The 17,701-nt window shown below is 70.6% G+C and carries 13 protein-coding genes; 6 read left to right on the forward strand and 7 right to left on the reverse strand.

The window, feature by feature from the left end:
* Window positions 1–3 precede the first annotated feature (3 nt).
* Window positions 4–1,002: an HlyD family secretion protein gene (locus tag ACQ754_RS00200; RefSeq protein WP_440994965.1), complete on the reverse strand. Its 999-nt coding sequence runs from the start codon at window positions 1,000–1,002 to the stop codon at window positions 4–6.
* A 153-nt stretch (window positions 1,003–1,155) separates the two neighbouring features.
* Here ACQ754_RS00200 and ACQ754_RS00205 point away from each other — a divergent pair, with 153 nt between their 5' ends.
* Complete coding sequence (locus tag ACQ754_RS00205; protein WP_440994966.1) at window positions 1,156–1,722, forward strand: Uma2 family endonuclease; 567 nt, start codon at window positions 1,156–1,158, stop codon at window positions 1,720–1,722.
* Window positions 1,723–1,725: 3 nt separating this feature from the next.
* Here the strand turns inward: ACQ754_RS00205 and amrS are convergent, their stop codons facing one another.
* Entirely contained in the window at window positions 1,726–2,826 is a 1,101-nt protein-coding gene (gene amrS / locus ACQ754_RS00210) for an AmmeMemoRadiSam system radical SAM enzyme (protein WP_440994967.1), read from the reverse strand.
* A 350-nt stretch (window positions 2,827–3,176) separates the two neighbouring features.
* On the opposite strand from amrS, the gene amrB reads away from it, so the two are divergent.
* Window positions 3,177–3,974, forward strand: a complete 798-nt coding sequence (gene amrB / locus ACQ754_RS00215) for an AmmeMemoRadiSam system protein B (protein ID WP_440995648.1) — start codon at window positions 3,177–3,179, stop codon at window positions 3,972–3,974.
* Window positions 3,971–4,543 (forward strand): AmmeMemoRadiSam system protein A, encoded by a 573-nt coding sequence (gene amrA, locus ACQ754_RS00220; protein ID WP_440994968.1) that lies wholly within the window; start codon window positions 3,971–3,973, stop codon window positions 4,541–4,543. Before amrB ends, amrA begins: the two co-directional genes overlap by 4 nt.
* A 4-nt stretch (window positions 4,544–4,547) precedes the next feature.
* Here amrA and ACQ754_RS00225 read toward each other — a convergent pair whose 3' ends face one another.
* From ACQ754_RS00225 to ACQ754_RS00240, 4 genes are all read right to left on the reverse strand, one after another.
* Window positions 4,548–5,978 (reverse strand): dihydrolipoyl dehydrogenase, encoded by a 1,431-nt coding sequence (locus ACQ754_RS00225; protein ID WP_440994969.1) that lies wholly within the window; start codon window positions 5,976–5,978, stop codon window positions 4,548–4,550.
* 98 nt (window positions 5,979–6,076) lie between these two features.
* Window positions 6,077–9,184, reverse strand: coding sequence for an efflux RND transporter permease subunit (locus ACQ754_RS00230; protein ID WP_440994970.1), 3,108 nt, complete (start codon window positions 9,182–9,184; stop codon window positions 6,077–6,079).
* Entirely contained in the window at window positions 9,181–10,551 is a 1,371-nt protein-coding gene (locus ACQ754_RS00235; protein ID WP_440994971.1) for an efflux RND transporter periplasmic adaptor subunit, read from the reverse strand. Before ACQ754_RS00235 ends, ACQ754_RS00230 begins: the two co-directional genes overlap by 4 nt.
* Window positions 10,552–10,609: 58 nt before the next feature.
* Window positions 10,610–11,497, reverse strand: a complete 888-nt coding sequence (locus tag ACQ754_RS00240; RefSeq protein ID WP_440994972.1) for a DMT family transporter — start codon at window positions 11,495–11,497, stop codon at window positions 10,610–10,612.
* A 173-nt stretch (window positions 11,498–11,670) separates the two neighbouring features.
* Between ACQ754_RS00240 and ACQ754_RS00245 the strand changes: the two genes are divergently transcribed.
* Entirely contained in the window at window positions 11,671–14,799 is a 3,129-nt protein-coding gene (locus ACQ754_RS00245) for a BTAD domain-containing putative transcriptional regulator (protein ID WP_440994973.1), read from the forward strand.
* Window positions 14,800–14,835: 36 nt separating this feature from the next.
* Entirely contained in the window at window positions 14,836–15,819 is a 984-nt protein-coding gene (locus ACQ754_RS00250) for a cyclodeaminase (RefSeq protein ID WP_440994974.1), read from the forward strand.
* A gap of 3 nt (window positions 15,820–15,822) precedes the next feature.
* On the opposite strand, the gene ACQ754_RS00255 is transcribed toward ACQ754_RS00250, so the two are convergent.
* Window positions 15,823–16,125: an HlyU family transcriptional regulator gene (locus tag ACQ754_RS00255; protein WP_440994975.1), complete on the reverse strand. Its 303-nt coding sequence runs from the start codon at window positions 16,123–16,125 to the stop codon at window positions 15,823–15,825.
* Between the two features lie 312 nt (window positions 16,126–16,437).
* On the opposite strand from ACQ754_RS00255, the gene ACQ754_RS00260 reads away from it, so the two are divergent.
* Window positions 16,438–17,694, forward strand: coding sequence for a serine hydrolase domain-containing protein (locus ACQ754_RS00260; protein ID WP_440994976.1), 1,257 nt, complete (start codon window positions 16,438–16,440; stop codon window positions 17,692–17,694).
* Window positions 17,695–17,701 lie beyond the last annotated feature (7 nt).

The raw sequence follows: 17,701 nt of genomic DNA on the forward strand, positions 1-17,701 counted from the left end.
CCATCATTGCTGCTGTGTCGGTTCCGGCAGCCGTGGCTCGAGCCTTTCCGGCCACTCCGCCTCCCCGGCGGTGCGGACGTAGCCCATGCCGGGCAGGCCGGTCTTCACCAGTGGCGAATAGCGCTGGAGCAGCTCCGGCGGCAGCTGGAGCTTGACCCGGAACATGAGCTTGTCCCGCTCCTCCCGGGTCTCCACGTGCTTCGGGGTGAACTGCGCCTCCGAGGCGACGAAGCTCACCCGGGCAGGGATGACATACTCCGGGGCGGCATCCAGGACGATGCGTGCCTCGCCGCCGATCTCCAGCCGGCCCGCCGCCCGGGTCGGCAGGAAGATCGCCATGTGGACATCCTCCAGGTCCAGCATGGTCAGCACCCGGGAACCGCCGGCGAGGACCTCGCCGGGCTGGGCCAGGCGGTATTGGATACGGCCCGCGGCGGGGGCGTGCAGGGTGTATTCCTCGCGCCGGGCGCGCAGCCGCTCCAGCGCGGAGCGGGCCGCCTCGATGCCGTCCCGGCGGGTGGCCGCCGCCGCCTCGGCGGCATTGAGCGCGGCGCGGGCGTTGTCCCGGGCGGCGATGCGCTGGTCGAGCTGCTCCTCGGAGGCGTGGCCGCGCTCGTTGAGGGTGCGCACCCGGGCCAGTTCCCGCTCTGCCAGGGTGAGCTCCGCGCGGCGTGAGGCGATTACCGCCTGCGCCTCCCGGGCCTGTTGTTCGGCCTGCCGCAGCGAGGCCTCGGCCTGGCGGATCTCCGCGTCGAGCTCCTCGGCGTCCAGCCGGGCCACCACTTGGTCCGCCCCCACCCGGTCCCCCTCGTCGACGGTGACCTCCGCGAGCCGCCCCGGGTACTTGGTGGCGATGTCGATGCGCTCCGCCTCGATGCGGCCGTTGCCGGCGGCGATACCCGCTGGCAGCTCGTCGCCTTGCAGCTGCCAGTAGTAGTAACCGCCGGCGGCGCCGGCGAGCAGCAGCACTGCGAGGAGGGGCAGGACGTAGCGCGTCTTCATTCGCTGGGGCTCCTTCCGGGATGGCGGGCACCGATGCCGGTTCAAAGCATACGCCATCTCTGCTGCGCCGCGTCAACGCGGTGATCAGCCCTTTGGCGACGGTGTTCCGTCACGGCTATGATAGGGGCTAACGCCACTATCCCGGAGGGCGCCGTGTCCGACGTTGCAAGGGAATTGCCGCGACGGCATCGCTATACCGTCGGTGAGCTGCACCGCATGGCCGCAGCCGGTGTGTTCGGCGGGGACGATCGTGTCGAGCTGATACAGGGAGAGATTATCGACATGGCGCCGATCGGTAGCCGCCACGCGGGCACTGTGGCGCAGTTCAGCGAGTTGCTGCGCCGAACCCTCGGCGAGCGGGGCTTGGTCTGGGTGCAGAGCCCGCTGGCGCTCGGGGAGTATTCGGCGCCGCAGCCGGACATCGCCGTGCTGGCCCCCCGGGCCGACTTCTACAAGGAGCACCTTCCCGGGCCAGCCGAGGTATGCCTGGTCATCGAGGTGGCGGATACCACGGTCGCCTATGACAGGGACACCAAGCTCCCGCTGTACGCCGACCATGGCATCCCCGAGGCGTGGCTCGTCGACCTCGAGGGCGGGCAGCTCCTGCGCCGGCGTGCCGGGGGAGAGGACTGCGAATCGGTGGCCGATCTTGAGTCAGTGGTCCTCCCGACGCCGCCCGGTGGCCGGGTGGACCTCAGCGACGTATTCGCTACCCCCTGAAGCTCAAGGGGCGGCGAAGGCCCGCGGGGTCAGCGGCAGCCGACGCGGGCCCCAGCGCCCCGGGCGCTCCTCGAAGACCCCGGCACAGGGCGTCCCACAGGCGCTGCAGTGGCCTTCCGCATCCAGGTTCCATTCCGAGAGCTGGTACCAGTCCCGGCCGATCAGTCGCTGCCCGCAGTGGTGGCAGTACGTGCTCTGCCCGGCCTCGTCGTGGACATTGCCGGTATAGGCGTAGCGTACCCCCGTATCGATGGCGATGCGCCGCGCCCGCCTCAGGGTCTCCGGCGGGGTGGGTGGGTGCTCGCGCATGCGGAAGTCCGGGTGGAAGGCGGTGAAGTGCAGCGGCACCGCCGGCCCCAGCTCAGCGAGGACCCATTCCACCATCGCGCCGATCTCGGCGTCGCTGTCGTTCTCGCCGGGGATGAGCAGCGTGGTCAGCTCCATCCAGGTGTCGGTGTGGTGGTGGATGTAGCGGATAGTGTCCAACACCGGGGCGAGCTCCGAGCCGGTCAGGCGCTTGTAGAAGCGCTCGCTGAAGGCCTTCAGGTCGATATTCACCGCGTCCATATGGCCGTAGAACTCCGCCCGCGGCTCAGCGGTGACGTAGCCGCTGGAGACCGCCACCGCGCGGATCCCCCGCCGGTGGCAGGCCTTCGCGATGTCCACGGCGTACTCGTGGAAGATGATGGGGTCGTTGTAGGTGAAGGCGATGCTCTGGGCACCGAGCCGTTCCGCCATCTCCGCCACCAGCTCCGGCGAGGCGGACTCCGCCAGGGTGTCCATCTCCCGGGACTTGCTCATGTCCCAGTTCTGGCAGAACTTGCAGGCGAGATTGCATCCGGCCGTGCCAAAGGACAACACGGCGCTGCCCGGGAGGAAGTGATTGAGGGGCTTCTTCTCGATGGGATCGACACAGAAGCCCGAGGAGCGCCCGTAGGTGGTGAGCACCATCCGGTCGCCGGCGCGCCCGCGCACGAAACACAGCCCGCGCTGGCCCTCCCGGAGCCGGCAAAAGCGGGGGCAGAGGTCGCACTGGATGCGGCCGTCGTCGAGTCGGTGCCAGTAATCCACCGGCATGCCGTTCATGAGGTCCTGGTCTTCCATAACGTATCCAAATGGGATCGACGCTTTCCATTTTCAATCCGTTGAACCAGGGCTCGACTGCCGCAATCTCCGTTACCAGGTGATCGCAGGCGGGCAGATCGGGAAGTGCTTTTGGTGGGGAGGCAGGAGGCGGGCACGTCGGCACTGGAGACGCTGCAAGCACATCCGTGTGCGCTTGACGGCGCCCGTCCCTGGCCGCCGACACTCCGGTGCCGACGTGTCCGCCTCCTGCCTCGTGCCAGGTGCAGATTTCGGAACTGCTCCGGTGCATCCGGCGGCACCGCCGTGCCTCGCCTCGCGGTCGGATGAAGGGGGAGGATAGGGCTGGTAACAGGAGGTGAACGACCATGATGGAAACCGAACGCCCCGCCGCCGTCGCCGGCGCCTTCTATTCCGGTGACGCGGAATCCCTGGGCCGCGAGGTGGATACCCTACTGGCGCAGGCCCCGGTCGCCGACGGCGCTGCGCCCAAGGCGATCATCAGCCCCCATGCGGGGTTCATGTACTCCGGCACCGTCGCCGCCTTGCTCTATGCCCGGCTGAAACCCGTGGCCGACGAGATCCGGCGGGTGGTGCTGATGGGGCCGTCCCATTTCGTCCCCTTCGACGGCATCGCGGCGCCGGCCGCCGAGCGCTTCCGCACGCCGTTGGGCGCCGTGCCTGTGGATTCGGAGGCCATGGCCGTGGCCCTGGCGCAGCCGGGGGTGCACACCCTGGATGCCGCCCATGCCCGGGAGCACAGCCTGGAAACCCAGTTGCCGTTCCTGCAGCGGGCGTTGGGCGATTTGCGCATTGTGCCGCTGGTCACCGGGGGGACCACCCCGGAGCAGACCGGGGCGGTGCTCGAGGCCCTCTGGGGCGGCCCGGAGACCCTGGTGGTGATCAGCTCCGACCTTTCCCACTTCCATGATGACACCACCGCCCGGCGGCTGGACCGGACGACGGCGCAGGCCGTGGAGGCGCTGGACGTGGACGCCCTGGACTATGACAGCGCCTGCGGCCGGGATGCCATCCGCGGCCTGCTCTGGGTGGCCCGTCGCCACGGTGGCCGGGTGCATACCGTGGCCTTGCGTAACTCCGCCGACGCCGGGGCGCCCCCGGACCGGGTGGTGGGTTATGGGGCCTTTACCGTGGAGGAGGCGGCATGAGTGGTAGCGGCAACGCAAGCCTTGCCGCCCATCGGGACGCACTGTTCACCCTGGCGGAGGCGAGCATCGACCACGGGCTGTCCTACGGGCTCCCCCGGTTGCCGGATGGGGAGACCGTGCCGGAGGCCCTGCAGCGGGAGCGCTCCGCGTTCGTGACCCTGTTCCACGCCGGCGAGCTGCGCGGCTGCATCGGCAGCCTGGAGCCGCGCCGGCGGCTGGCCGAGGAAGTGGCTGCCAACGCCTTCGCCGCCGCCTTCCGGGATCCGCGCTTTCCGCCGCTGACCGAGCAGGAGCGCCCGGGGTTGTCGCTGAAGATCGAGGTGCTGGGGCCGGCGGAGCCCATCGAATTCCGTGACGAGGCGGAGTTGCTCGCGCGCCTGCGCCCCGGCGAGGACGGCGTCGTGCTGGAGGCGGTAGGGCGCTCGGCCACCTTCCTGCCCACGGTCTGGGAGCAGCTCCCGGAGCCGGCGGCCTTCTGGGAGACCCTCAAGCGCAAGGCCGGTCTGCCGCCGGGGTTCTTCGACCCCGGCATGCGCGTATACCGCTATACCACGGAGCTCCTCGCCTGAGGGCTCAGTCCTCGCCGCCCAGGGCCCAGGCCGCCGGGGACTCGCACAATGGCAGGTCGAGTGCGGGCCGGCTGACCGCCAGCTGCTTGCGTACCGCCTGCAGGGCGCTGCGCACGCCTTCCTCGACCACGGGGTGATAGAAGGGCATCTGCAGGATTTCGTCGACGGTAAGCCGCTGCTGCACCGCCCAGGCGAGCATGTGGGCGATGTGCTCGCCGTCGGGGATGGCCATCTCCGCGCCGAGCAGTCGGCCGTCCTCCTTGCTGGCATAGACCCGCAGGTGGCCGGCGTTGCGCCCCGCCATGAGGGCACGGGCCTGGCGGGAGAAATCGGCGTCGCCGGCGACGAAGCCCCCTTCCGGCAGCTGGGCGTAGCCCAGCCCCACCCGGGCGGCGTTGGGCTCGCCGAAGACGATGGCGAGCGGTGCCCGCCGGCCGATGCACTCCGCATCGGGGTTCAGGGCGTGGTAGGCGGCGATGCGCCCCTCGTCGGCGGCCTCGTGCATCAGCGGCTGGGCGGCATTGACGTCCCCGGCGATATAGACGGGCAGGTCGCCGAGGCGCAGTGTCCTGGGGTCGAAGTCCGGGACGCCGCGCTCGTCGGTGGTGACCCCGAGCTCCTCCAGGCCGAGGCCTTCCAGGTTGGGCCGCCGGCCCACGGAGGCCAGGACCCAGTCCACCTCGTGCGTCTCCCCGCCGGCATGCACCTGAACGGCCTCGCCGCCGGCGTCCTCCAATTCCACGTCCACGCCGGTTTTCACCTGCATGGAGCGGGACAGGGCGGCCAGCATGGCCTCGTTCACCGCCGGGTCCGAAAGCCCGGCGACGAAGGGGGCGCGGCTGAAGCCGCGCACGTCGAGCCCCAGTTGCCCAAGGGCCTGGCCGAGCTCGGCGCCGATGGCGCCGAGCCCCACCACCGCCACCCGACGGCCCAGGTCGCGTTGCTCGAAGAAGTCATCGGTGCTGATCACGCGATCGCCCAGGGCCTGCCAGGGGCCGGGGATCACCGGCCGGCTGCCGGTGGCGATGATCACCGCGTCGGCCTCGATGCGCTTATCGCCCACCTCCAGGGTGTTGCCGTCCAGGAAGCGGGGGCGGCCACGGATGCTGCGATCGCCCAGGGACTTGGCGAGCTGGATGGGGCCGGCGATGAACCGGTCGCGGAGCTCGCGGACCCGCTCCATCACCGCCGGGAGGTCCACGGACAGCGCCTCCGTGCCCTCCACGCCCGCCTCGGCCAGGAAACGCCGGCCGGCGAAGCCGTGGGCAGCGGCCAGCAGCGCCTTCGACGGCATGCAGCCCACCCGGGCGCAGGTGGTGCCGTAGGGGCCGTCGTTGATCAGCACGACGTCGTCGGTGTGGCGCTGGGCCTCTTTCAGCGCGGTGAGGCCAGCGGTGCCGGCGCCGATGATGGCAAGCCTTGCCTTGTGCTTCATGGTTCCTTGTCCTGTTGGTCGGTGTCGGCGTGATCCCAAGATCCCCACAGTGCGGGTGGTCTCCCCGGTTTTCCAGCCCGGCGCCACCGCGCGCGGTCTCACGCCTTCGCTTCCTCGTTGCCACCGCGGGTCCAGCCCCAATCATCGAACAGGACGTAGAGCGCGGGCAGCACCAACAGGACCAGCACGGTGGTGGTGAGCAGGCCGAAGACCACGGCGATCACCAGGGGCTGGATGGCCAGGGCCTGGGTGCTGGTCTCGAACATCAGCGGCAGCAGGCCGGCGATGGTGGTCGAGGAGGTGATCAGGATGGCGCGCAAACGGTCCCGACTGGCCCGCGCGGCCGCCTCTACGGCGCTACGCCCGCGCTGCCGGTGTGCCTTGATGAACAGCACCAGGAGGATGGAGTCGTTGACCACAATACCGGCCAGCCCCGCGGCACCGATCAGCGATGGCATCGACAGATAGAAGCCCATCAGCACATGCCCCCAGACGGCGCCGAGGAAGGCGAGGGGGATCGCGAGCATGACGATGAACGGCTCCGCGTAGCTGCGGAACTGAAAGGACAGGATCACGAACACCCCCACCAGGCCGATCAGCAGGCCCCGGGCGATGGAGCCGCCGGTCTCCGCCGAACGGGCGGTCTGGCCCTCGAAGCGGATGTCCACGCCGGGATGGCGCTCGCGAAAGGCGGCCAGCCAGCCACTGGATTGCAGGTCGGTCACGATCTCCTGGCCGCTGCTGCGGCGCGCGTCCACGTTGGCCTCCACGGTGACGGTGCGACGGCCGTCGATACGCCTGATCTGGGCCCAGTCCCGCGCCTCGCGAATCTCCGCGACCTCGCCGAGGGGGACCCGGTCGCCGTTCGGCAGCGCGATCGTCTGATCGGCGAGATCGTCGAGGCTGTCACGATCGGCGGCGGGCTCGCGGACCACGACCTCCACGTCGCGGTCGCCGATGCGCTGGGTATCGGCAATCTCGCCGAGCCAGGCGGCGCGTAACTGCGTGGCGACCTCCTCGGCGGTCAGCCCCAGGCTGTGCGCCCCCGGTGCCAGTGACAGGCTCCGCTGGGGCTTTCCGGGGCGCAGGTCATCCATCACGTTATAGGTGGCCGCGTAACCGCGGAGGTGCTCCGCGGCCTCCACCGCGGCGCCCTTGAGGGCATCCAGGTCCTCGCCCTGGAGGCGCATCTCGATGGGCACCCCGGCGGGCCCGAAGCCGGGTTCCTGGATGGTCAGGCTGTGGATGCCGGGGATGGCACCGATCTCTGCGCGCCACTCGGCGGTCAGCTCGTCGAGACCGACCGTGCGGCGCTCCGCGGTGAGCAGGTCCACCATCACCGTGGCCACGTGAGGGCCCGTCTCTCCCGCGCTGGGGTTGTGGTTGAAGCGGCTCTGAACGGATTCCACCAGGGCCGCCTCGCCGGGCTGTTGCGGCGCATAGCGTTCCTCGAGCCGTCCCATCGCCGCCTCGGCGCGTTCCACCACCGCCTCGGTGCGGTGCAGGGGCGTGCCCTGGGGCATGAGGATGCGGGCCTCCAGCACGTCGCCCTCGATGTCCGGCATCGCCTCGCTGCCGATGTGGCCGCCCGCGAGCAGGCCGACCGAGCCGAGGATCACCGCCAATAGCAGGGCCAGGGTGGCATGGCGCCAGCGGATGGCGGCATCCGCGACCCGCCCGATCCCCTCGCGAAAGCGTTCGAAACCCCGATCGAAGCCCCGGCGGAAGCGACTCCCCCGGCCTTCACGCAGGCCGGGGACGCCGGCCTTCAAGTGGTGGGGCAGCACCCAGAAGGCCTCGATGAGGCTGGCGGCCAGCGCGGCGATCAGGACGATCGGCAGCACCTCGAGCACGGCCCCCAGCTCCCCGACCAGAAAGGCCAGGGGCCCGAAGACCACCGTGGTGGTCAGGAATGAGGACACCACGCCGGGCAGCACCTGGCGGGTGCCCTCGGTGACCGCCGCTACTGCGGTGGGCTGCTCGCCGGCGTGAACGGCGATGTTGTCGACGATCACCACCGCGTCGTCCATGACGATACCGATGGACATCAGCAGCGCCACCAGGGTGATCATGTTCAGCGACAGCCCGGTCATCGCCATCACGAAGAAGGCCCCCATGAAGGCGGCCGGTAGCCCGAGCACCGCCCATAGGGCGAGCCGCGGACGGAAGAACAGGCTCATGACGGCGACCACCAGGATCAAGCCGAGGACGCCGTTTTCCACCAGCATCTGCAGGCGGTCGCGGACGATGCTGGTCATGTCCTGGGTGACGGTGAAGCGCACCCCGTCGCCGAAGCGCCGGCGCTCCTCGGCGACCAGCGTCTCCAGGCGATCCTTCACCCGTAGCGAGTCTGCGGCCAGGCTCTTGCTCACCTCCAGGACCATCGCCCGCTCGCCGTCGAAGCGGATGTAGTCCTCCTCGAACTCGCCGGCCTGGCGGATGGTGGCGAGGTCGCCGAGGGTGAGCTCGCCGCCGTCGGGGTCGGAGACCACCACCAGGCCTTCCAGCTCGGCGCGCGAGCGGCGTTGATCGGTAAAGCGCAACTGGATGTCCCGGTCCCGGGTCTCGAGGGTCCCCAGGGGCAGGTCCACGTTCTGTCCCGCCACCCGCCGTGCCAGCTCCCGCGCCGAGAGCCCGTGCTGGCCGAGCACCTCGCGGGGGACCTCCACCTGCCACTGGCGCTGGGAGAGCCCCTGGACGGAGACCTCCGCGACGCCCGGCAGGGCGATGATCCGCTCCTCCAGGCTGTGGGCGTAGTCCTCGAGTTGGCCGGTAGGCATGGCGCCGGTGACCGCCACCGCGGCCACCAGGTCGCTGCGATGGAGCTCGCGGACCACCGGTTCCTCGGCGCGCTCCGGCAGATCGGTGATCGCGCCCACTTCGGTGTCGATGTCGTTGACGAAGCGCAGGGGATTACCCCCCTCCGCCATGGTCGCCACCGCGCTGGCACGATTGTCCTGGGCGGTGCAGCTGAGCTCGTCGAGGTGCTCGACGATCTTCACGGCGTCGTGCAGGCGCCGGCAGACCTCGTCCTCGACGTCCGCTGCGGTGGCGCCGCGGTAGACCACCTCTATACTGACCTCCACCGGGCGGTAGTCCGGGAAGGTCTCCCGCTTGAGGGAGGGCGCGGCGAACAGGCCCGCCGCGATGATGATCACCAGCAGCAGATTGGCGGCGGTGGGGTGTCCGGCGAAGTAGCGGATCATCGCTGCGACCCCGCCGCCCGCTCCCGCAGGGCCGTTTCCGCCTCTTGGTCACGCCGGGGCCGCACTGCCATGCCGTCCACCGCCGGGACGGGGTCGTCGATGATGACCCGCTCCCCGGCTTCGAGCCCGTCGCTGATGATGGCCAGGTCGTTCTGCTGAAAGGCCACCCGCACGGGACGGCGCTGCAGTCGCTGGTCCTCGGTGACCAGGTAGACCTCGCCGTCGTGGACGGCGCCGGCGGGCACGATCAGCCGGGGCTCCGGCGAGGGGGTCCGCAGTCGGGCCTGGACGTACATCCCCGGCTGCAGGGCCGGGCGCTCCGGGGGTGACGCCTCCCGGTAGGGGTCGTCCACCGTCACCACCACCCGCATGGCGCGGGTCGTGGGGTCGGGGCCGCTGGCGATCCGGGTCACCCGCCCGGTCCAGTGCACATCCTCGGCCGCGACCAGGGTCAGCTCCGCGGTGACCCGCCCCAGATCCAGGCGTTCCAGGATGTCCGTGGGCGCCGGTGGCGACACCGGTGTGATCACGGCACCGACGAGTCGGCGCAGCATGGGCAGGGGGATATGGGCCTCCACCTCGGTGGCCGCGACGCTGTCCGCCTCGAAGAGCAATTCCCCGGCGCGCACCCGATCATGGAGCTCCACTTGGACCTCGCTCATCCGCAGGTCGTAGGGCGCCCGGAAGCGCGTATCCTCCAGGTCCTCACGGGCCTGCTCGCGGCGCGCTTCGGCCCGTTCCTGCTCCGCCTCCAGGCGGTTGCGACGGGCCGGGATGAGGGCCAGCTCGTTTTCGAGGCTGGTGACCGACTGGCGCTGGGCGATGGTGGCCCGGCGCTGCTCGTCGCGCTGGGAGCGGGAGATGGAACCCCGCTCGGCGAGCCGTTCGATGCGCTCGAGCTCCTTTTCGGCGAGCGCCAGGCGCTCCCGCTCCAGCGCCACTAACTCCCGGGTGTTGGTCTCTTCGCGCTCGAGCTGGCGGAGCTCAGCGGCCAGGCGGGCCAGATCCGCCTGCGCCTCGGCCTCGGCCAGGCGATAGCGGGTGGGATCGAGCCGCAGCAGCAGGGTCCCCTCGGTGAGGATGCTGCCGCTCTCCAGCTCCGGGTGGCGCTCCACCACGCGGCCGGCGACACTGGCGGTGGCACGCCAGCGCTCCGCGGGCCGTGAGACGCCGCGGCCGCGGGCCTCGATCTGCAAAGGCAGCGATTGCGCCTCTATGAAGCGTAGGGCCGGCGCCTCGATCCCGGCCTCCGTGCGTTCGGGCTGCTCGCCGCGGATGACCGCAAGGGCGAGCAGTGCCGCACCCACTGCAAGCCCTGCAACCACCCATCCCAGCCGCAGCAGCCGCCGGAATCCGGATGTATCCATATTCGTTCCTCCGCGCCGGCATCCAATCCGTGCACAGGGTACAAGCCCCGGCCCCGGCTCAGCCTTGACGCATGTTTACCAGGGCGACGCCCGTGACCACGACGGCCAGGCCCACCAGTGCCCGGGGTGCCAGGGTCTCGTCGAACAGTAGATAGCCGAGGATGACGGTAAACGGCGGGGCCAGGTAGAACAGGCTGGCCACCTTGGCGGCCGCGCCCCGGCGGATCAACGCGAACAACAACCCAACGGCCCCCACCGAGAGCACCAGGACCAGCCAGCCCAAGGCGAACACGAACTCCCCGGTCCAGGCGATCTCCCGGGTCTCGATGGCGAAGGCCAGCGCACCGAGGGCGAGGGCGCAGGCGGCGAACTGGATGGCCCCGCCGGTGCGCAGGTCCGTGGCCGGGCAAAAGCGCTTCTGGTACAGGGTGCCCAGGGTGATGGCCACCAGCGCCAGCAGTGCCCCGCCCAGGTTCACTGCCGTGGCGGTACCGCCCTCCAGACGGCTGGAGATCACCAGGGCGACACCGGCGAAGCCCATGAGCAAGCCGGTCCACTGCCGGGTGGTGACGCGCTCGCCCAGGATCACCCCCGCGAGGGCGGCGGTGAGCAGGGGCTGGAGGGAGACGATGATGGCGGTCACGCCGGCGGCCAGCCCGTGCTCGATGGCCCAGAACACGCCGCCGAGATAGCCGCCATGGACGAGCAGGCCGGCGACGGTGACATGACCCACGCCGGCCCGGGAGGCCGGCCATGGCGCCCCGGTGGCCAGCGCCACCGCGGCGAGCAGGGCGCTGGCGATGACCATGCGCACGGCGAGAAAGGTGAAGGGCTCGGCGTGGGGCAGGCCGAGACGCGCGCCGATGAAGCCGGTGCTCCACAACAGCACGAACAACGCCGGCATCCCGAACCGCCACAGCGCCCGGGTCTCCGCATCACTGACCAATGTGGTTCACTCCTTCTCCCGCGTCCGTCACGCCCGGCGAGCATACTGGGCGTGCGACGCAGTCGCCACTCTCGACCGGCTAGCAGCATGTCCTCGCGGCGGTGGAACCACTAGACTGTGGAGGGGAATAACCGGAGGGTTCGAAGAACAGCACATCGGAGGGAGCCCCACCCATGTCCACCGCCATCGCCCGCCCGCGCCTGTTCGCGGAGTTCGATGCGGCCTTGCCTGGGCGTACGCTATGGCTGGTTGCGGCCGGTGGCTATGGTAAGACCACGCTGGCCACGTCCTACGCCGCCGAACGCGGTTTGCCGCTGCTCCATCTCACGGTGGGTGACGCGGGCCTCACCGTGGGCGATCTCTTCTATCGGTTGCGCGAGGGCGCGCTGCGGGTTTTGGGGGAGGAGGCGGCCTCGCTGCCGGTGCTCAATCCCGAGTATGCCGCCAGCCCGGCGGTATTCGCCCGGCAGTTCGCCGAGGAGCTGGTGCGACTGGCGCCCGAGGGCACGGTGTTGTTCCTCGACGACCTCCATCGGCTGCACCCGGAGCATCCCATCCACCCGGTCCTGGTCACCCTCGCCGGGGCGACGGGCGCCGGGCTCCGGCTGATCATCGCGAGCCGCCACGAGCCCCCCGGAGCGTGGTCCCGCCTGCGCGGGCAGGGCCGGCTGCGGGCGGTCGATGAGGGCATGCTCGCCTTCGATCTCGCCGAGACGGAAAGCCTGCTGGCCGCGGAGGGCGTGGGCCAGGAGGAGGCCGGCAGGCTGCACGCCACCACCGGCGGCTGGCCGGTGGGGATGATGCTGCTGCTCGAGCACCATCGTCGCACCGGTTCCCTGCCGGCACCGGAGCAGGCCGATCGCCCGGTCGCGGACTGGTTCGTCCATGAGATCCTCGCACCCCTCGACGCCGATGATCGGGTCCTCCTGCGCGACTGTGCCATGCCCGCCCAGTTCCCACCGGATGCCGCCGCCGAAGTCACCGGGGTCGCCGATGCCGGGGAGCGGCTCGCCCGCCTCCAGCGCGAGCACGCCTTTGTCTTTACCGGTACCGACGCCGCCGGTGAGCGGCTGTGCCGTTTCCATGATCTGTTCCGGGAGTTCCTCTGCCGCGAGGCTGGGGAACGCTACGGCCTCGAGGCCCGGCAACAGGCCGCCGCCCGCTGGGGGCGGGCCCTGTGGCAGCGGGGGTACTGGAGCGAGGCGGTGCGGCTGTTCCGCGAGGCGGGTGAGCAGGAGGCCCTGGCGGCGTCGATACGGCAAGTGGCCGGAACGCTGCTGCAGAGCGGGCGGGGGGATACCCTGTTCAACTGGCTCATGTTGGTGCCGGAGGGGCGCCGCCGTGGCGATCCCGTGCTCACCCTCTGGGAGGGGATGTGCCTGATGCTCCAGGACACCCGCCAGGCCCGGGCCTTGCTCGCGACGGCCTGGGAGTCGGTGAGCGCCGAGCGGGACTACGCCCACATGGCCATTGCTTGGAGCGGCATCGTCGACAGCATCTGGCTGGAGTGGGCCCATGTGTCCGAGTACGAGCCCTGGATCGACGAGTTCCTGCGCTTCGAGGGGGAGTTCCGCGCCCACCTCCCGGCACCCCTGTGGCTGACCGTGTTGCGCGGCATCGTCGCCGCCCTCTGCTACGGCCGGCCTCAGGATCCGTCCCTGGCGCGCTGGGAGCGGGAGGCCCTGAGCGCGCTCTCCGGACCCATGCCGGACAACGAGCGGGTGATGCTCGCCTGCCAGCTGCTCTATCTCAACACCTGGCAGTTCGGCCGCCGCGCCGGGGCCAACCGGGTGCTCACAGTGATGGCAGGGCAGACGGGGGCGGTGGAGCGGGCCTCGCCACTGGCGCGCTGCCTCTGGCGTACCTTCACGGCGCTGTGTGCGCTGCTCTTCGAGGGCGACCGGGAGCAGTGCCTCGCCGAGGCCGCCGAGGGTCGGGCCCTGATCCGCGATTACGGCATCGGTACCTGGGACTGCGCGGTACCTCCGCTGCACTGCGCCCTGTGCTTCAACGACGACGTCGCGTTGGCCGACTGGATGGCCTGGTTCACCCGTACCGACTGCAAGGCCAACCGCCCCTTCTACGACACCTTCCAGGCCCATTTCCACGCCGGCCAGGCGTGGCTGCAGGGCCGGGTCCACGAGGCCTGCGAGCACGCCCGGGAGAGCGTCACTGTGGGCGAGAGCCATGGCTCGGTGGTGATCTCCGCGGGTTTCCACGCCCTCTATGCCGGCCTGCTCGCCGAGGCCGGCCGGATGCCGGAGGCGCTGCGGCTCGCGGCGCGGGCGCGCCGGATCGGCGCCGGTTTCGACAGCGATTTCCTCCAGGTCTTCCTGTACCTGGCGCTGGCGCGGATGGCACTGCACGGCCGCCGCCCGGAGCGGGCACTGCCCTACCTGCGCCGGGCCTTCGCGGCCGGGGAGCGCCAGCGGATGTTCTTCCCGGTAATGATCCGCTCCCGGGAGCTCTCTGTGCTCTGCGCCCTGGCCCTGAGCCGCGACATCACCCCGGAATATGCCCGCTGGCTCATCCACCTCCGCGGGCTCGCCCCGCCTCGGGAGGCCTGGTTGCGCCGCTACTGGCCCTGGCGTTGTGAGATCCGCGTGTTCGGGGGATTCCGCGTGAGCGTGGACGGCGAGGGCCGCGGCGAGGGCGGCCGTGGCCGGCCACTGCCCCGGGCCCTGCTGGCGCATCTGGTGCTGGCCGGACCCCGGGGCCTTGGCCAGGAGGAACTGGCCACGGCCCTGTGGCCGGAATCCGGCCGCACCAAGGCGCTGAACAGCCTGTACGTGACCCTGCACCGCCTGCGCGATCGTATCCTCGCTGACCCGGCGGCGGTGGTCAGCGAGGGGGGGCGGATTCGATTGGACGCCGACCGGGTGTGGGTAGATGCCTGGAGTTTCCAGGCGGCGAGCGCGGAGGCCGGGGACGATCCGGAACAGCTGGCCGCCGCGCTGGCGCTCTACCAGGGCGTGCCCGAACTACCCGGTGTGGACCCGATGGACGCGGAGCCCTGGCAGGTAGGCCTGGAACGGACCTACGAGCGCCTGGCGGTGCGCCTCGGTGGCATCCTCGAGGATCAGGAGCCGGAGGCGGCCGCCGGGCACTATCGCAACGCCCTGATGCATGCCCCCTTGAGCGAGCCGCTCTGGGCCGGCGCCCTGCGCAGCGAGGCGGCGCTGGGCAGCGTTGCCGGGGTGCGGCGCACCTTCAGGGAGCTGGAACGCTGCTTCCGCCGGGAGCTCGATGCCGCGCCGTCGTCGTCGCTGACGGCGCTTTACCAGGAATTGGCGGAAGGGTAACGATCCGGACAAACGATCAACAGGGAGAGACTGCCGATGGTCACCGTGGTTACCCGCGCGGAATTACTGGACTGCGTGGATGTGAATACCGAGGCCTTGTCCGTCGTCGAGGACGGGTTCGCCCGTCTCGGTCGCGGCGAGGTCACCATCCCGCCCATCCTTGGTCTGGAGATCCCGGAAAAAAACGGCGCCGCCGACGTCAAGGCGGCCTACGTCTCCGGCTGGGACAGCTTCGCCGTCAAGCTTTCCACCCGCTTCTTCGACAATCCCGCACGGGGGTTGTCTAGCGGCAGCGGACTGATGGCCGTGCTGGACTCGGATACCGGTCGCCCCCGGGCCTTGCTGCTCGACGAGGGCTATCTCACCACCGTGCGCACCGCGCTGGCGGGGGCGCTGGCGGCCAAACACCTGGCGCGGGAGTCGCTCACCACGGTGGGGGTCATCGGCACCGGTAGCCAGGCCCGCTGGCAGCTGATCGCACTGGCGCTGGTGCGGGACTTCGAGCGGGTGCTGGTCCACGGCCGCAACCCCGAGGCCGCCGCCGAGTATGGCGAGCGGATGAGCACCGAGCTGGAGGTGCCGGTGGAGGTGGCGACCGACGCGCGGAGCCTGGTGCGGGCCTCGGACCTGGTGGTGACCACCACCCCGGCCACCGAGCCGGTAATCGACGCGGAGTGGCTGCATCCCGGGCTGCATATCACCGCCATGGGCTCGGATGCCGCCCACAAGAACGAGCTGGCGCCGGCGGTTCTCGGTGCCGCCGATGTCCTCGCCTGCGACTTGAAGTCCCAGTGCGAGCTCCGCGGTGAGCTTCGGCACGCCATCGCCGCCGGGGTGATCCCCGCCTCCGAGCCGGTCACCGAGCTGGGCTCACTGGTCAACGGCCGGGCGAGTGGTCGTCGCGGTGATGATGACATCACTGTCTGCGATCTGACCGGTGTGGGGGTGCAGGACACCGCCATCGCCCGTTATGCCATGGCAAGGGTGGAGACGGCGGGCCTCGGCATCGAGCTCGGGTAGCGGTCAGTCGAATAGCGCGTCGCCGTTTTCGTCGACGAGCAGCCGGCCCTTGCGTAGCGAGAGCTGGACCACGGTGTCGTAGTCGCCGTCGGTGTCCACCCGCACGAAGGTGTAGCGCGCCTCGCTGCCGTCGGCGCTGGAGCGGCGGATCTCGCCGGCGACCCGGTAGATATTCCCCTCCCGGCGCGGCATGGCGAGGATGAGATAACCGTGATAGGTCTCCTCGCCGCCCACGGGGGGGTCGCCGCCGTCCTCCCCGCCTTGCCCGCCACCGCCGGTGAGCCGTTGCCACAGGGCTCGGAGCATCGTCCCGTCTCGCTATATTGCCGTTTGCCGATAGTGTAGCGTGTCGGCGGGCGGATAACTGTTCGCCTGCTACAGGGGCGTAGAAGCGCGCCCCGCGCGCGAATGGGGCCTACGGTTGGGCGGCTGGAGCGTAGCGAAACCCGCCGGCCCGCCCGGCGGAGCCCGCACCGCGCGCAAAGGTTCGCCTGCGGTAGGGCGGGTGGAGCGTAGCGAAACCCGCCGGGCTGCCCGGCGGATTCCGGCCTTCGGCCTCCATCCGCCCTACCGGCGACCTTTGTCCGAATTCGCATTGATCGGCAGCAAGGAGCGGCCATGGAATCACCCTGCACACCCGAGGCGGTCGGCCTGAGCTCTACCCGCCTGACCCGACTCCGGGCCTGGATGGACGAGCAGGTGGAACGGCAACGGCTGCCCGGGGCGAGCGTCCTGGTGGCCCGCCGCGGCCGGGTGGCCTTCTTCGAGCGCGTTGGGTTGCGCGACCGGGAGGCCGGGGTGCCGGTGACCACGGACACCCTGTTCCGGGTGTTCTCCATGACCAAGCCGCTGGTCTCCGTGGCTGTACTGCAGCGCTACGAGCAGGGGGATTTCCAGCTCGATGATCCCATCGAGCGATACCTGCCGGAGCTTGGTGACATGCAGGTGATGACCGGTGGCGATGCCGATGCGCCGCGGCTGGAGCCGGCCGCCGAGCCCATCACCATCCGCCACCTGCTCACCCACACCGCCGGTCTGACCTACTGGTTCATGGACGACAGCCCGGTGTGCGCGCTCTATCGCCGCGCCGGCGTCGACTTCGTCCGCGGCGAGGGGACCCTGGCGGAGATGGTGCGGCGCCTCGGGGAGCTCCCGCTGCTGGATCACCCCGGCCGGCGGTGGTGCTACAGCGTCGCCACGGATGTGCTGGGGCGGCTCCTGGAGGTGCTCTCCGGCGAGCCCCTGGATGTGTGCCTGCAACGTTCGGTGCTCGCGCCGCTGGGCATGCATGACACCGGTTTTTCCGTGCCCGACGAGCGCCGGCACCGGTTCGCCGCGCTGTACGGGCCACCGGGATCTAGCGGCTTATTGGACGGTAGTGGGCCGGCGCCCGCGGACGGCGGTTTGGAGCTGCTGGAGACGCCGGCGGACAGCCCCTTCCGGGCGCCGGTGCGCCTGTTCTCCGGCGGCGGTGGCCTGATCTCCACGGCCCCGGACTATTGGCGCTTCTGCGAGATGATGCGTCGCGGCGGCGAGCTCGAGGGGGTGCGCCTGCTCGGGCGCAAGACCGCGGCCTACATGACCCGAAACCACCTCCCCGGCGACCTCACCGCGATGGGCCGGCCGCGGTTCAGCGAGACCCGTTACGACGGCATCGGCTTCGGCCTCGGCTTCTCGGTGATGCTGGACCCGGTGCGGGCACAGATCCTGGGTTCGGCGGGGGAATACGGCTGGGGCGGGGTGGCGAGCACCGCCTTCTGGGTGGACCCGGCCGAGGAGCTCGTCGTCCTGTTGCTCACCCAGCTGATGCCCTCCTGGAGCTACCCCTTGCGCCAGCAGCTCCGGGTGCTGGTCTACCAGGCCCTGGTGGAGTGACTCGGCC

The organism is Arhodomonas sp. SL1, assembly GCF_052060015.1.
In the GTDB taxonomy this organism is placed as follows: Bacteria; Pseudomonadota; Gammaproteobacteria; order Nitrococcales; family Nitrococcaceae; genus Arhodomonas.